Annotated in this window: 14 protein-coding genes and 1 pseudogene; 4 read left to right on the top strand and 11 right to left on the bottom strand. The window is 70.1% G+C overall.

Annotated elements, in window-relative coordinates; all coding sequences use genetic code 11:
• From L324_RS41100 to L324_RS35575, 4 genes and pseudogenes are all read right to left on the bottom strand, one after another.
• Positions 1–1,072 (bottom strand): annotated as a pseudogene (locus L324_RS41100) (hypothetical protein); the annotation flags it as partial.
• A gap of 105 nt (positions 1,073–1,177) precedes the next feature.
• Positions 1,178–2,167, bottom strand: coding sequence for a Ppx/GppA family phosphatase (locus tag L324_RS35585; RefSeq protein ID WP_037319341.1), 990 nt, complete (start codon positions 2,165–2,167; stop codon positions 1,178–1,180).
• A gap of 150 nt (positions 2,168–2,317) precedes the next feature.
• Positions 2,318–3,007: a response regulator gene (locus L324_RS35580; RefSeq protein WP_037319339.1), complete on the bottom strand. Its 690-nt coding sequence runs from the start codon at positions 3,005–3,007 to the stop codon at positions 2,318–2,320.
• Positions 3,004–4,236 carry a sensor histidine kinase gene (locus L324_RS35575; protein ID WP_037319337.1) on the bottom strand — a complete coding sequence of 411 codons (1,233 nt, stop codon included), beginning with the start codon at positions 4,234–4,236 and terminating at the stop codon, positions 3,004–3,006. Before L324_RS35575 ends, L324_RS35580 begins: the two co-directional genes overlap by 4 nt.
• Positions 4,237–4,528: 292 nt before the next feature.
• Here L324_RS35575 and L324_RS35570 point away from each other — a divergent pair, with 292 nt between their 5' ends.
• Positions 4,529–5,176, top strand: coding sequence for a LuxR family transcriptional regulator (locus L324_RS35570; RefSeq protein WP_037319335.1), 648 nt, complete (start codon positions 4,529–4,531; stop codon positions 5,174–5,176).
• Positions 5,173–6,090 (top strand): hypothetical protein, encoded by a 918-nt coding sequence (locus L324_RS35565; protein WP_037319332.1) that lies wholly within the window; start codon positions 5,173–5,175, stop codon positions 6,088–6,090. Before L324_RS35570 ends, L324_RS35565 begins: the two co-directional genes overlap by 4 nt.
• Before the next feature lie 70 nt (positions 6,091–6,160).
• Here L324_RS35565 and L324_RS35560 read toward each other — a convergent pair whose 3' ends face one another.
• From L324_RS35560 to L324_RS35530, 7 genes are all read right to left on the bottom strand, one after another.
• Positions 6,161–6,910, bottom strand: coding sequence for a phosphoglyceromutase (locus tag L324_RS35560; protein ID WP_037319329.1), 750 nt, complete (start codon positions 6,908–6,910; stop codon positions 6,161–6,163).
• 443 nt (positions 6,911–7,353) lie between these two features.
• The gene (locus L324_RS35555; protein WP_037319327.1) at positions 7,354–8,283 is read right to left on the bottom strand and encodes a DUF4349 domain-containing protein; all 930 of its coding nucleotides are present in this window, start codon (positions 8,281–8,283) and stop codon (positions 7,354–7,356) included.
• Between the two features lie 69 nt (positions 8,284–8,352).
• Positions 8,353–8,868, bottom strand: a complete 516-nt coding sequence (locus tag L324_RS35550) for a type III secretion system chaperone family protein (RefSeq protein ID WP_037319324.1) — start codon at positions 8,866–8,868, stop codon at positions 8,353–8,355.
• Positions 8,865–10,169 carry a D-inositol-3-phosphate glycosyltransferase gene (mshA, locus tag L324_RS35545; protein ID WP_081736573.1) on the bottom strand — a complete coding sequence of 435 codons (1,305 nt, stop codon included), beginning with the start codon at positions 10,167–10,169 and terminating at the stop codon, positions 8,865–8,867. The genes L324_RS35550 and mshA overlap by 4 nt, the downstream gene beginning before the upstream one ends.
• 21 nt (positions 10,170–10,190) lie before the next feature.
• Positions 10,191–11,003 (bottom strand): alpha/beta fold hydrolase, encoded by an 813-nt coding sequence (locus L324_RS35540; protein WP_037319322.1) that lies wholly within the window; start codon positions 11,001–11,003, stop codon positions 10,191–10,193.
• Between the two features lie 97 nt (positions 11,004–11,100).
• On the bottom strand, positions 11,101–12,279 hold the full coding sequence (locus L324_RS35535) for a L,D-transpeptidase (RefSeq protein WP_037319320.1): 1,179 nt from the start codon (positions 12,277–12,279) through the stop codon (positions 11,101–11,103).
• Between the two features lie 245 nt (positions 12,280–12,524).
• Positions 12,525–13,589, bottom strand: a complete 1,065-nt coding sequence (locus L324_RS35530; protein ID WP_037319392.1) for a UDP-N-acetylmuramate dehydrogenase — start codon at positions 13,587–13,589, stop codon at positions 12,525–12,527.
• 26 nt (positions 13,590–13,615) lie between these two features.
• Between L324_RS35530 and L324_RS35525 the strand changes: the two genes are divergently transcribed.
• Positions 13,616–14,113 (top strand): DUF2505 domain-containing protein, encoded by a 498-nt coding sequence (locus L324_RS35525; RefSeq protein ID WP_037319317.1) that lies wholly within the window; start codon positions 13,616–13,618, stop codon positions 14,111–14,113.
• A complete protein-coding gene (locus L324_RS35520; protein ID WP_037319316.1) occupies positions 14,095–14,892 on the top strand; it encodes a methylase in 798 nt (265 codons plus the stop codon). Before L324_RS35525 ends, L324_RS35520 begins: the two co-directional genes overlap by 19 nt.
• The last annotated feature ends 167 nt before the right edge of the window (positions 14,893–15,059 follow it).

Below are 15,059 nucleotides of genomic sequence, written 5' to 3'. Positions count from 1 at the left end.
GCACGGCGGGCGGCGGAGGCGGCACCGGCGGGATCCCGCCGATCTCGGTGTCCTCGGACTGCACCTTCTGCCGTCGCTTGCGCCAGCCCGCCAGGCCCGCGGGCGGGACCTCCGGCTTGACGGGCGCGGGTGCCTCGGTTTCGGGGGCGACGTCGTCGCTCACCGCGGCGAACTGCTCGGTGCTCGGCTCGGCCTTGGGCTGGGCCGGGCGGCCCGGCGGACGGCGGCGCCGTGCCTGCTGCGGGGCGGGCGGCGTCGCGAAGGCGCCGCTGGCCATCGGGCCGGGCTGGTCCCCGGCCTCGTCGGCGACGGGGTCGGCCCCGCCGTCGAGTCTCGCCGAAAGCCCCGAGGACGGGGGGCCGGCGGGGGGCTCGGGACGGCGGCGGACCGGCGGCACCGCGCCGCGGGTCTCCTCCGGTCCGGCGGGCCGCGGACGGCCGCGCGGGGGCAGGCCGTGGGAATCCGGCATCCGCTGGTAGCCGCTCGACTCCTGGGGCGGGACCGGGCGCGCGAACTGACCGGACTGCTGCGGCGGCCGCTGCTGGTATCCGCTCTGCTCCTGCGGCGGGGCGGGCCGGGCGAACTGGCCCGACTCCTGGGGCGGCTGGCCGGGCTTCGGCGCGGCGGGCCGGGCGAACTGGCCGGACTCCTGCGGCGGAGCGACCGGCTTCGGCGGGCGCACCGGCGGCGTCTGCCTGGTCGGGGTGGACGCGACGTCCGGCGGCACCGGCAGCGGCGCGGAATCCTGCTGCGGCGGCGGAACCGGACGCGCTCCGGGCTTCGAAGTACCTTTTTCCGCCGAGAACCCCTCAGGCGGGGCTTGGGGGCGCGAACGGCGCGGCGGCCTCGACGGCGGCGGCGGGGTGTCGCCGGACACGCGGTCGATGATCGCCTGCGGCGCGGTGTCGCTCACCGACGGCGCGCGTCGGCCGCGCGTCGGCTCCGGGGCTTCGTCCTCGTCGTCGGCCGCGCGGCGTCGCCTGCGGCGCCCGCCTTCCGGCTGGGCTCCGTGCTGCGCGAGCAGCTCCGCCACGGTCTTCTGCGGCGGGCCGCTCTCTGTCTCGTCCGTCATACCGTGCTGTCCAATGCGCGCTCCAGCCGTTGTGAACCGGCACGCGACGGGGCATCGGCGGCGTCGCGCGCGCTACCGGCCGTCTTCCGCATTTCCGTCACCTCTTCACCGTGCCCGTTCTCCGTCGACGAAGTCCAGTCGGGCGCTGCCGCCCACAGTCTCGTCCGCACCATTCGAATGGTCCAGCCGTCGCAGGATGACACCTTCTCGCAGTGCCCACGGACAGATCTCCAGTTCTTCCAGGGAAAGCGCCCGCATGGTGGCTTGTGCGACGAGCGCGCCCGCCACCAGTTGATGCGACCTGCTCGCGCTGACCCCCTCGAGTTGCGCCAGGTCCTGGGCGGTCATCCGGGAGATGAACGCGATGAGCTGGCGCAACGCGGTGTCGGTCAGGGTACGGCGCACATGCGGCCCGCTGGCCGACGGCGCCGCTCCGGTCAGCCTGGCGAGTGACCGGAACGTCTTCGACGTCGCCACGACACGATCGGGTTCACCCAATTTGGCGACCTTCTTGGCGAGCGTGGCGAGCTGTTCTTCGAGCCAGGCCGAAGTCGCGATCAACTCCGAACGGGACGGCGGGTCGTTCCGGAACCGCGTCCGGGTGGTCCGCCCCGCGCCCAGCGGGAGGGATTCGGCCAGTTCGGGCTCCTCGTCGCGGCCCATCGCGACCTCGAGCGAGCCGCCGCCGATGTCGAGCACCAGCAGTTTGCCCGCCGACCAGCCGAACCACCGGCGGACGGCGAGGAAGGTGAGCCGGGACTCGTCGACCCCGGAGAGCACCTTCAGCTCGACGCCGGTCTCCTCTTGGACCTTCGCCAGCACCTTCGGGGCGTTCTTGGCTTCGCGGACCGCGGAGGTCGCGAACGCCATGACGTCTTCGCAGCCGAGCCGCAGGGCCGCCGCCTTCGCCGATTCGACCGCCCGCACGAGGCTGTCCGCACCCGCGCGGCTCAGGTCACCGTTGCGGGTGATCTGCTCGGCGAGCCGGAGGACCGCCTTTTCGGAATGCATCGGCGTCGGGTGGGCGCCACGGTGGGCGTCGACCACGAGCAGGTGGACGGTGTTGGAACCGACGTCGAGTACCCCTAGGCGCACGAGCGTCTACGGTACCCGCCCGCACATCAGGTCACGAAACCGTAACCGTGATCTGTATCGCAGCGGGCGGGGCCGAAGGACGCTTTCCCCGCATGCGATGCGGGGAAAGCGCCCTTCACCGCGTCTTATGCGGGGAAAGTTCCCTTCAGCTCACGTCTCGAACTTGTAGCCCAGACCACGTACGGTGACCAGGTGCCGGGGCGATCCCGGGTCCGGTTCGATCTTCGACCGCAGGCGCTTCACGTGGACGTCGAGCGTCTTGGTGTCGCCGACGTAGTCCGCGCCCCACACCCGGTCGATCAGCTGCCCGCGGGTGAGCACGCGGCCCACGTTGCGCAGCAGGTACTCGAGCAGGTCGAACTCCTTGAGCGGCAGGGACACCTCCTGGCCGTCGACGGTCACCACATGCCGTTCGACGTCCATCCGCACCGGCCCGGCGGACAGCACCAGCGGCGCCAGCTCGCCTTCGGCGCCGGGCTCACCGCCGCGGCGCAGCACCGCCCGCACCCGCGCGATGAGCTCGCGGGCCGAGTACGGCTTGGTGACGTAGTCGTCGGCGCCGAGCTCCAGCCCCACGACCTTGTCGATCTCGCTGTCCCGCGCGGTCACCATGATCACCGGCACGGCGGAGCGCTGCCGGAGCTGCTTGCAGACGTCCGTTCCGCTCATCCCGGGAAGCATGAGGTCGAGCAGGACGATGTCGGCGCCGTTGCGGTCGAATTCCTCGAGCGCCTGCTGCCCGGTTCCGGCCACGGCGGCGGTGAAGCCCTCCTTGCGCAGCAAGAACGCGAGCGGGTCGGCGAACGACTCTTCGTCCTCGACGATGAGAACCCTCGTCACAGGTTTCCTCCATGGTCGGGGCTTTCTTGCCCTGTTGCCACGAGACGGGGTGTCCGCTCGGGGGTCTTCTCCGGCCGGGATGCCGGCGGAGCCTGTTTCGCGGCCGCCGCCGGTTCGGCACCGATGTGGGCGGGGATCCGCAGGGTGAACGTCGACCCGGTGCCGGGACGGCTCCAGAGGCCGACCGAACCACCGTGGTTGGCGGCGACGTGCTTGACGATCGCCAGTCCCAGCCCGGTCCCGCCGGTGGCCCGCGACCGGGCCTTGTCCGCGCGGTAGAAGCGCTCGAACACGCGTTGCTGCTCGTCCTCGGCGATGCCGATGCCGCGGTCGGTCACCGCGATCTCGACCTTCCCGTCGACCAGCCGCCTGCTGATCGACACCGGGCTGCCCGGCGGCGAGTACGCGACCGCGTTCTCCAGCAGGTTCGACAGCGCGGTGACCATCAGCGTGCGGTCGCCCTCGATGAGCAGTCCGCTGGCCGCGTCGGTGGTGATGGTGATCTCGGCGGATTCCGCCGAGAGCGTGGTCCGGCCGAGTGCCTCGCGCACGACGGCGTCGACCTCGACCACGTTCAGATCCGGCAGCCGCTCGGCGCCCTGGAGCCGCGACAGCGCGATCAGCTCGGTGACGAGCTGGCCGAGCCGGGTCGACTCGCGGAGGATCTTGCCGCCGAACCGGCGGACCTCCTCCACGTCCTCCGCGGCGTCGAGGACGGCCTCGGTGAGCAGCGCGATCGCGCCCACCGGCGTCTTCAGCTCGTGGCTGACGTTCGCGACGAAGTCCCGCCGGACGGCTTCGAGGCGGATCGCCTCGGAGTGGTCGACGGCCTCGACGACGGTGAACCCGTCGCCGAGCGGGCGGACCTCGCCGAGGACGGCCTCGGGCTGGCGGCCCCTCGCCTCCAGCGGCGAAAGGTCGATCTCCATCGGCTCGTCGGTCTCGACGACCTGCTCGGCGGCCTTGCGGGCGCGCGGGTCGGCCTGGTTGACCTTCACCAGGCCCAGCTCGTAGGCCCGCGGGTTGTGCAGGACCATGTCGCCGAACTTGTTGAGCACGACGACGCCGTTGTTGCTGGACCGCACGAGGCGTTCGAGCAGTTCGGCCACGGTGGGGCCGGTCGGTCGCCGCTCCTCGCGGCGGGCGCGGCCCCTCGCGATCAGGAAGCCGAAAACCACACCGACGATCAGTCCGCCGACGGCCAGGGCGAGTGCAACAGGCGTGGTCACAGGGGAATCGTAAGCGTCCGGGTAGCCTTTTGGCCTAGTCCCGGCCGCGTACTCGTGATGCCTATGACACCTGGGGAGACCCTGTTCGCCCGCAGGTCAGGCCCCGTTCACGTACCCGATCCCTTGCCGAGACCTCCTGGGTGAGGCGGATCACCCGAAGCGGGGAGTCCGACGGCGCCGGATGCCCGGATCCCTACTTTCGTCGCGACTATCCCGGCACCGCGCATCCCGTCCACGGGGAAATAGCGGTGTTCCCGTCACGGGCGCCGGGGAATGTTGGAAGACTGTCGCCGTGGAACTCGTCAGTGACATCTCCCTGATCCGTGGAGAAGAAGAGCTGTTCGACCGGACGGCTCATCTGTTCGTCGCGGCGACCGACATCGCGTGCGCGGCCGACGACCTGTACACGTGGGCGCTTTCCCGGCCGTCGCTCACCCGCCAAGGCGAGCGGCTGGTGCCCGACAAGCGGATCCGCAAGCTGTACCGCCCCGGTGTCCTGCTGAACGAGCAGACCGCGCAGCACCTGCACCGCCTCTCGGGCCTCGGCGCGCAGATCCGGATCGGCACCGAGGAGATCAACGAGACGATCCTGCTCGACGAGCGGGTCGCGATCATGGCGGGCGACGAGGGCAAAGCGGTGCGCTCCTACAGCGTCATCTCGCGGCCGGAGCTGGTCCAGGGCATTCTGTCGCTGTTCGAAACCGCCTGGCAGGCGGCCGCGACGCTGGAGACGTTCGACGCGCGGTTCGCCGACATCCGGATGGAGGCACCGCAGATCCTCGAGTTCCTGACCACCGGCTGCAAGGACGACAAGGCCGCGAAGAGCCTCGGCATGGGTGTGCGCACCTATCAGCGACGCGTCTCGGAACTGCTGGTCGCGCTCGGCGTGACGTCGCGGCTCCAGGTGGACGCGCGGGCACGGGAACTCGGCCTGCTGTGAAACGCTGGGCGGGGTTCGCCGTTCTGCTCGTCCTCGCGGGCTGCACCACCACGGTCGCCGGCACCGCCCAGCCCGAGCCGGCGAGTCCGCCGTCGAACTTCGCACTGGTCGATCCGGCCCGGACGGCGTCGGTGCTGACAGCGGTGAAAACGGCCGTCGAAGCGGTGTTCTCCTACGACAGCGCGAACCTGCCCGCCTGGGAGAAGGCGACCAACGAACATCTGACCCCCTCCGCGCGCGAAGAGCTGACGCGGTTGCTGACCCAGGTCCGGAATTCGCCGGAGCCGATCACCCTGGTCTCGCGGGTGATCGTCTCGGCCGCCGTCGAGGAGACACCCGGCAAGGCGCGGATCCTGACCGTGGTCGACCAGAGCAGCACCCGGGCGGGCAACACCAGCAAGGGCATCGCGGGCGTGCTGTTCTCGACGGTGCGCGACGGCGACCGCTGGCGGATCGGCGAGATCAAGGTCGACCCGACGCGGGTCGACCTCCCGCCGGAGAAACCGGGCGCGGGCGACCGCGCGATCGCGGCCGTGCGGGACTCCGCCCGCGAGGGTGGTCTGCGGGCCGCGGAGGCCCTGCTGAACGTGAATCCGGCGGATCCCGAAGGCACCTACGCCCGCTATGAGTCCGTCACGACCGGAGAGCTGCTGACGCAGTTCCAGCGGGACAAAGCGGCCCGGGTGGACAAGATCCGGACCTCGGGCACGAAGTCGTCGATGGATCCGAAGTCGATCGCGGCGGTGATGGAACTCGTGGACGGCAAGGCGAGTGTGCTGCTCTACGCGACGACGAACGTCACGGACGCCCAGGGCAAGGCCCAGCCGAAGAACCTGCCGATCGTCCTGCGCCTTCAGCGCCTGCCCGAGGGCTGGAAGGCCGCCGGTATCGAGATGGTCGCGGCCCTCCCCTGACGCAATTCGTCCTCTGAACGCGGTGGTTCGTAGCGCGAACTACCGCATTCAGAGGACGAAACGCGCAGATTCAGCGGCCCTGGTTCGCGACGGCGGCCGCGGCTTCCTTGGCGGCCTCCGGGTCCAGGTACGTCCCGCCGGCGGTGACCGGCTTGAGGTCGTCGGTCAGGTCGTAGCGCAGCGGGATACCGGTCGGGATGTTGAGCCCGGCGATGGCGTCGTCGGAGATCCCGTCGAGGTGCTTCACCAGCGCGCGCAGCGAGTTGCCGTGCGCGGCGACCAGGACGGTCTTGCCGGCGCGCAGATCCGGCACGATCGCGGATTCCCAGTACGGCAGCAGCCGCGCGACGACGTCCTTGAGGCATTCGGTGAGCGGGGCGGAGTCGCCGAGGTCGGCGTAGCGCGCGTCGCCGACCTGGCTGAACTCGTCGGCCGGGTCGATGGGGGGCGGCGGGGTGTCATACGAGCGGCGCCAGAGCATGAACTGCTCCTCGCCGAACTCGTCCAGCGTCTGCTTCTTGTTCTTGCCCTGCAGCGCGCCGTAGTGCCGCTCGTTGAGCCGCCAGTCGCGCTTCACCGGGATCCAGTGCCGGTCGGCGGCGTCGAGCGCCAGGTTGGCGGTCGAGATCGCCCGGCGCATCAGCGAGGTGTGCACGACGTCCGGCAGCAGACCGGACTCGGCGAGCAGCTTCCCGCCCTTGCGCGCCTCCAGCTCGCCCTGGTCCGAGAGCGGCACGTCCACCCAGCCGGTGAACAGGTTTTCGGCGTTCCACGTGCTCTGCCCGTGACGCAGCAGCACCAGAGTCCCAAGCTCAGCCATGAGCCCAGCCTGCCAGAGTGAACGGAAGCGCCGGTCAGAGGGCTGGACTTGCCCTTATTTCTACAGAGAGTGCGTTACCCACGAGTAACACCTTCACTCGTCCAGAAGACGGGCTGCCAACAAGTCCGAATCCCGGAAAATCGGACTGCACTCCGTTATCCCGCTGATGAAAGTTCACTCCAATGGAGTAACCGGTAGTCTTGTGATTACAGGTGGAGATCTGACAGGTTGACTACGTCCCGCGCGGCCGGATTCCACGCACTCCCCGGCCCGACGCGGGTGACGACCGCGACTCGTCTCCCCCCTGCCGAGTCGCGGCGCCCGCCGGCCCCGTTGGCATCCCCCTCGTCACCGGGTCCACCTTGGCGGGAACTTCAGCGGGGCGGCTCGAGATCGCGACTCCCCCCTCCCTCGAGCCGTCCCGCCTAGGTCTTTCCGGGGTTTCAGTCGAGCGGCGGAGCGGACGGCAGATCCGAAGCCGACGCCATCGCGGGCGCGGCCGGACGACGCCGCTTGCGCAGCCACCACACCAGCGCGGCCGCGGGGACACCGAAGACCAGCAGGAACGGCGCCATCGCGCCGAGCACGGTCAGCAGGCCGCCACCGAAGGTCAGGAACGCGTCCCAGCCGCCCGCCAGCCCACCGAAGAAACCACTGCGCGACTCTTCCGCGGCCGCGACCGTCTCGGCCTTCACCTGCAGTGAGATTGTCGACATGGCGACACTTCCGGCCAGGCTCTCGCGACGCTTCTGAAGCGACTCGAGTTCGGCCTCGCGGCTTGTCAGCTCACTCTCGACCGAAGCGATCTCCGACACCGAAGTCGCCTTCGCGAGCAGCGCGCGGATGCGCTCGACACTCGCCCGCTGGGTGGCCAGCCGCGAATCGACGTCGACCATCTGCTCGGTCACGTCGGTCGCGGTGACCTCTCGTTTGACCTGCTTCCCGAGCTTCCCCAGCTGCTCCAGCACACCGTCGAGGCGATCGGAGGGCACGACGACGTTGACCGACGCGCGCTTCTCCTGGGTGCTCTCCTGCCCGGTGTACCCGGCGGCGGCCTGGGTGATGACGCGCACCTGCGAGATCACGTCGCCGACGTCGGGCGCGGTGAGCTCCAGGTTCGCCGTGCGCACCAGCTTGCGGTCGGCGATCCCCGGCTGCCCGGCGGGCGCCGGGGCCTTGTCCGAACCCGCCTTGCCCGCGCTGTCGGTGCTCTCCTTGTTCGGCCCGCCCTGACTCGGGGCGCCCTGATTCGGCGCGGCCTGCCGCCCGTCTGCCGACATCGCGGCGGATTTCTCGCCGGAATCGTTCGCCGAGCAGCCCGCGAGTGCCAGCACGATGCCGGCGACGGCCACCCATCTCGATCGCTTGTGCATAAGTCCCGTTCTCCCTCCAGTGCTGCGGAGAGAGACGGAGCCGGGTCCGGTGCCGTTGCACCGGACGGGTCACGAGTCGGTCAAGGCTCCGGGCTCGTGCCCGTTCGCGGGCTCGACGAGATGCTTGAACGCCTGCAGGTTCGCGAGCGATTCACCGCGCGAGACCCGCCAGTCCCATTCGCGTTTGATCGATTCGGCGAACCCGAGTTCCAGCAAGGTGTTGAAGTCGCCGTCGGCGGCCTCCAGCACCTGCCCCAGGATCTTGTCCAGTTCGGCCTCGGTCACCGTGTCCAGACCGAACCGGCCGACCAGGTAGATGTCGCCCATCGCGTCCACGGTGTAGTGCACGCCGTACAGTTTCGCGTTGCGGCGCAACAGAAAGCGGTAAACGTCCTCATGGGACTCATCGGGACGGCGGCAGACGAAGGCCTCGACGGCGAACGCGTGGTCCCCCGCGACCAGCCAGCAGTTCGTCTGCAGCTTCTTGGTACCGGGCAACGTGACGAAGTACTTTCCCTCGCCGCGTTTGTCGTACTTCAGGCCCGCATTGTCCAAAGAGGACCGCAAGATTTCGTCGAGTGTCAAACCGCCACCTCCGCGCGCTGTTCGAGGGCACGCCGGAACGCGCCGGTCGCTTGAGCGTACGTGTCGAGCAGGCGGTCGGTCGTGCGGCGCCAGGAAAAGCGCTGCGCGTGGACGACGGCGTTGGCCGAAAGTTCGGCACGCCTGCCCGGCCGCAGGGCGACGTTCGCGAGCGCGCCGGCCCATTCCTTCGGATCGTGCGAAGGCACCAGCAGCCCGGAAACGCCGTGCGGGACCGCGACCGGCAGCCCGCCGACCTCCGCCGCGATCACCGGCGTCCCACAGGCCTGCGCCTCGAGCGCGACGAGCCCGAACGACTCGTTGTAGCTCGGCACAGCGACGAGATCGGCCGCGCGGTAGACGTCGACCAGCGCACGGCCGGGCTGCGGCGGCATGAACCGGGTCTGCTCCTCGATGCCGAGGGAGACGGCCAGTTCGCGCAGGGCCTGCGGCTGCTCCAGCCCGGTCCCGGAGGGGCCGCCGACGATCAGCACGACCAGCCTCGACGCCAGCTCCGGCCGCTCGCGCAGCATTTCGGCGGCGGCCAGCAGGAGGACGTCCGGCGCCTTCAGCGGCTGGATCCGGCCCGCGAAGGCCAGCACGATCGCGTCCCGCGGCAGGCCCAGCGCGCGGCGGGCGGCCGACCGGGAACCCGGTGTGAAGCGGTCGAGGTCGACCCCGGGCGGGATGGCGTGCACGGCGTGCGGGTCGGCGTCGTACAGCTCGATCAGTTCGCGGGCCTCGACGCGGGTGTTCGCGACCAGGCAGTCCGCCTCGGCGACGACCTGCTCCTCACCGATCACGCGGGTGCGCGGCTCGGGGGTGTCGCCTTCGGCCAGCGCGGCGTTCTTGACCTTGGCCAGGGTGTGCGCGGTGTGCACCAGCGGCACCCCCCAGCGGTCGCGGGCGAGCCAGCCCGCCTGGCCGGAGAGCCAGTAATGCGAATGGATGAGGTCGTAGTAGCCGGGCTCGTGGAACGCTTCGGCCCGCAGCACCCCGGCGGTGAACGCGCACAGCTGCGCGGTCAGCTCGTCGCGTCCCAGCGGCTCGAACGGCCCGGCCGGGATGTGCCGCACCAGGACGCCGGGCGCCAGTTCGGCGACCGGTGGCTGGTCCGAGGACGTGGCCCGCGTGAACACCTCGACCTCGACGCCGCGGCGGGCCATCTCGGTGGCCGTCTGGCTCACGTAGACGTTCATCCCGCCCGCGTCGCCGGTACCCGGCTGTTCCAGCGGAGAGGTGTGCAAGGACAGCACCGCGACGCGCCTGGGCGCGGCATCGAACCCGTGCAGAGGGATCGTCACCTGGTCAACACTCCTGAAGTCCTACTGATCGGCGAACCCGCGCAGCAGACCACCGAACTCATCGGCTGCTTCGGCGAACGGCAGATGCCCCACCTCAGGTAGCCAACGCATGACGGCACCCTGAATCTTCCCCGCCGCGTATTCCGCCGACGTCGGATCGATCACAGCGTCCGCGAGACCATGGACGATCAGCGTCGGTTTGTCCAGTTCGCGAAGTACGTCCTCGCTCCCGATGTCGCGCCGGAACAACGCGGAGCGCACCGAGGGCGGGGTCGCGAGGCTGGTGCCGAGCAAGGACTGGGTCAGCGTCCCGGACACCGGGGAGGCCGTCATCCGCGCGCTGAACTGCACCAACGCGGGAATCGCGACCGCGGGGTCGTCCGACAGCACCGCCGGGATGGCCTCGCGCATGGCGGGCCCGACCTTCCCGCCGGAGCGGTTCTTGCCGATTTCTGTGATGGCGCCCACAAGCACGACGCCACCGAGACGTGCGGAACCGTGCACGCGAAGGTAGTCGGTGATCACGAGCCCGCCGTACGACCAGCCGACGACGATCGCGTCCTCACCGGCGAAGTCGAGCACGGAGGCGAGGTCCTCGGCCCAGACCCGCGGGTCGTCGTAGCCCGCCGACGGGACCTCGGAGTCCCCGTGGCCGCGCAGATCCATCGCGACCAGGCGGAACCGCCCGGACAGCGCGGGATCGGCGAGCTGGGGCGCCCAGGCACGGCCGGACTGGGCCCAGCCGTGCACGAACACGATCGGACGGGTGTTCTCGGCGCCCTCGACCCACAGGCCGATCCGCGTTCCGCCGTAGCCCACTACCTCGGTCTTCATGCCCGCACTTTATGGGCTCCCGCGCGGGTCTCGTGAGTGGTAATGACGGTTAGAACCGTCATTACCACTCACGAGCCGGACGGGCTACTTGCTCGGGCTACTTGATCGCCGAGAGGGCCTTCCAGGACTTCCAGTCGTAGAACCAGTTCTTGACGTCCGATTTGGTCGGGCTGCCCAGTTTCGAGCCGGTGATCTCGACGGGGTCGCCGATCATCGCCGAGTCGAAGTACTTCTTCGCGTCCGCTTCGAGCAGGTTCACGCAGCCGTGCGAGGTGTTGGCCTTGCCGATGTTCGCCGCGTTGTCCTGGTTCTCGTGGATGTACTCGCCGTTGTTCGAGATCCGGCAGGACCACTTCTTGTTGACGTTGGTGTAGCCGTACCGCGCGTTGTCGAACCGCGCCGTCGGCTCCTTCGTCATCACGATGAAGGTGCCGTTGGGGGTGTTGCGCTGGACGTCGCCGTCGAGCCCGTTCGAGCACGGGTAGCTCGCCGACTCCGCACCGCCGCGGTAGACCTTCATCACGTGGTCCGGGGTGTGGATCTTGACCACCTGGTTGCGGCCGATCTTGAACTCGGTGGTGACGTCGGCCTTGCCGTACGCGCCGCCGCCGAGCGCGACGCCGTAGAGCTTCGCTTCGACACTGACGGTGATGTTGGCGGGCCAGTACTCCTTGGGCCGCCAGTCGACCTGCGTGTCCGACAGCCAGCCCCAGGAGCCCTCGACGTCCTTGTCGGTCTTCACCTTGAGCGCCTTCTCGGCGGCCGCCTTGTCCTTGACCGGGGACGCGAACTTCACGCTGATCGGCATCGCGACGCCGACCTCGGCGTTGTCGGTCGGGTTCAGCGTGGCGCGGACCTCCTTGGCCGGCTTGACCGTGGTGAAGGTGCCCTTGAGCTCGGCGGTCTTGTTGTCGCTGCCGGTGGCCTTCGCCGCGTACGTGTAGGACTTGCCGTAGCCGAGGGACTCGGAACTCGTCCAGGTGAGTCCGTCGGGCGAAAGCTCCCCTTTGACGTCCTTGCCGGAATCGCCGGTGACCTTGACCTCGGTGAGCTTGCCGTCGGCGACCTTCACGACGACCGGCGTCACCACGGAGGCGTCCCTGGCGTCGACGGCGGGCTCGGCGGTGATCTTGGCGAGCGGCGGCGCGGCGGCCTGTCCGTCGCCACCACTGCCCTCCGGCTTGGCGTTGCCGCCTTCTTCGCTGGAGCAGGCCGCGGCCAGCATGGCCGCACCCGCGGCGAGCGCGGCCTTGAACACCGTGCGCCGTTCGATCACCGTGAACCTCCCATTGGCCCCCACGCGAGCACCTACCCGCTCAGCGCTGGGGACCTCTCCGACGTTACCCGCGGCGGCGGAACTCACCCCGCGCCCCCTCACGGCTATAGACGCACCGGCCCGGCCCGGGGTTGTTCGCCCCACCCCCCGCATTTCGTCCTCTGGATGCGATCTTTGCGCATGCTAAGGAGCGCGTTTAGCCCGCTAAAGGCGCGTCGCCTTTAGCGGGCTAAACGCGAGGCGCGCTAGAGCGAGCAGTTGATGAGCAGGGGTTCCGGGTGGAGCGAGACGCCGAAGCGGGCCTCGACGCCGTCGCGCACTTCGCGGGCCAGGGCGAGGAGGTCGGCCGTCGAGGCCTTCCCCCGGTTCGTGAGCGCGAGGGTGTGCTTCGTCGACAGCGACACCCGGCCACCCGGCCCTTCGTGTCCCTTCGCGAATCCCGCGCGCTCGATCAGCCACGCCGCGGACAGCTTCGTCCCGCCGGGCGCCGGGTACCGCGGCACGCGGACGTCCTCGCCGACGACGTCGACGATTCCGGCCAGCACCTTCGCGACCTGCGCCTCCCCGATGATCGGGTTGGTGAAGAACGAGCCCGCGCTCCAGGTGTCGTGGTCGTCCGCGTCGAGGACCATGCCCTTACCGCGACGCAGCCCGAGGACCGCTTCGCGTGCGTCGGCCACCGGGACGCGATCACCGATCTCGACGTCGAGCGTACGGGCGAGTTCGGCGTAGCGGATCGGGGCCGAGAGGCCGTCTTCGGTGACCTTGAAGCGCACTGTGAGCACGACACCCGCGTCGGTCCCCTTCAGGATCGAAGTGCGGTAGCCGAACCCGAGCTCTTCCGCGGTCAGCGTGCGGATCTCGCGGGCGGCACGGTCGTAGAGGTCGACCGAGACCAGCGACTCGGCGATCTCGCAGCCGTACGCGCCGACGTTCTGGATCGGTGTCGCGCCGACCGAGCCGGGGATCCCGGAGAGACATTCGAGCCCGCCGACGCCCTCGGCGACCAAGCCCTCGACGAAACCGTCCCAGTTCTGCCCGGCGGCGACCTCGACGAGATCTCCGTCACGGGTCCAGCCGGTTTCGCCGACCTTGAGCAGCAGGCCCTCGAAGCCTTCGTCCGCGACGACCAGGTTCGAACCGCCGCCGAGCAGCAGGACCGGCTCACCCGCGTCGTCGGCCTCGCGGACCGCGTCGACCAGGGCCTGTGCCGTCGTCGCTTCGGCGTAGCGCCGCGCCGGGCCGCCGAGCCGCAGCGTGGTGTGGTCGGCGAGGGCGGCGTGCTGGGTGGGAGTTTCGGCAGTGCTCACGCCCATGAACGGTACTGTCTGGCGCCATGGCCTCCCGTATCGAGCACCGCACGACCTTCTCCGCCGACCTCGCGAGCGCGTGGGACGCGGTGGCGAGCGAAGCGGCACTCCGGGCCAGGCTGGAGCAGATCGGCGGCGACGACGCGGAACTGCTGGAGTACGTCCCGGCCGAGGACGGGGTGCGCTACAAGCTGCGTCAGGGCATCAGCTCGGACAAGCTCCCGTCCGCCGTGCGGACCCTGCACCGCGGCGACCTCGTCGTCGAACGCGAGCAGATCTGGCGTGCCGGCGGCACCGGGTACACCGGTGGCGCGACGGCGTCCGTCCAGGGCGTGCCGGGCGAGATCACCGCGAAGACGTCGCTGACCGGCGACGGCGAGCAGACGACGCTCGTCAACAGCGGCGAGGTCAAGGTGCGGATCCCGTTCGTCGGCGGGAAGCTGGAGAACGTGATCGCCGAACAGGTCGTCAAGCTGCTGGAGCGCGAAGCGGAATTCGTCGCGAAGTGGCTGGCCGAGCGCTGAAACCGGTCGGGGCACCGACACGCGGGACGACCAACCCGAACCGCCTCCGCCGTGTGGACCGGTGGCTCGCGGGCGACGCCGGGGTGACCCGGCTGCTGCGCCGGGCGCACGAACCGCTCGTGGTGGACCTCGGCTACGGCGCCTCGCCGGTGACCACGGTGGAGATGGCGCGGTGGCTGCGCTCGGTCCGCCGCGACGTCCGGGTGCTGGGCCTGGAACTGGACGCCGAACGGGTGGCCGTGGCGCAATCCGCCGTCGACCGGCCGTGGCTGGACTTCCGGCGCGGCGGTTTCGAGCTGGCCGGGACGCGACCGGTGCTGGTGCGCGCGTTCAACGTGCTGCGGCAGTACGACGAGGCCGAGGTCGCCGGGGCCTGGTCGCTGATGCTGGACGCGATGGCTCCGGACGGGCTCCTCGTCGAAGGCACCTGCGACGAGATCGGACGGCTGAGCACCTGGGTCGCCGTCGGGCACGACGGACCCCGCGCGCTGACCATCTCGGTCCATCTCGCGAGCCTGGAACGTCCGTCCACAGTGGCCGAAAGACTGCCCAAAATTCTCATCCACCGCAACGTTCCCGGCGAACGCGTCCACGATCTTCTGTCCACTCTGGACACTTGCTGGGCGACGGCGGCGCCGCATCAGAACTTCGGCGTCCGGGCCCGCTGGGCGCATACCGTCCATCTGCTCACCGCCCGGGGCTGGCCGGTGCTGAACCGGCCGTCGCGGTGGCGGCTCGGTGAACTCACCGTGCCGTGGTCTTCGGTGGCCCCCGGCTAGGCCATGTCCTGCAAGTCTTGTTCGCGGTCTTCGCGCCCAGGCGGTCCCTGACGGCACGGGCGGATGCGGCCGAGTACGACCCGGTACGAGGCCGATCCGCCCGCACCGCCAGGAACCACCTGGATCACGAAGCCCATCGAACAGACTTACAGGACACGGCCTAGGAA

Origin of the sequence: Amycolatopsis orientalis DSM 40040 = KCTC 9412, from assembly GCF_000478275.1 — a bacterium.
Lineage (GTDB): Bacteria > Actinomycetota > Actinomycetes > Mycobacteriales > Pseudonocardiaceae > Amycolatopsis > Amycolatopsis orientalis.
This window is presented reverse-complemented; position numbering and strand designations above follow the sequence as displayed.

What these genes read in the sequence shown, in the direction of transcription:
- L324_RS35525 (WP_037319317.1), top strand. Translation starts at nt 13,616, where the DNA reads ATGGCCTCCCGTATCGAGCACCGCACGACCTTCTCCGCCGACCTCGCG.
- L324_RS35540 (WP_037319322.1), bottom strand. Translation starts at nt 11,003, where the DNA reads ATGAAGACCGAGGTAGTGGGCTACGGCGGAACGCGGATCGGCCTGTGG.
- L324_RS35560 (WP_037319329.1), bottom strand. Translation starts at nt 6,910, where the DNA reads ATGGCTGAGCTTGGGACTCTGGTGCTGCTGCGTCACGGGCAGAGCACG.
- L324_RS35555 (WP_037319327.1), bottom strand. Translation starts at nt 8,283, where the DNA reads ATGCACAAGCGATCGAGATGGGTGGCCGTCGCCGGCATCGTGCTGGCA.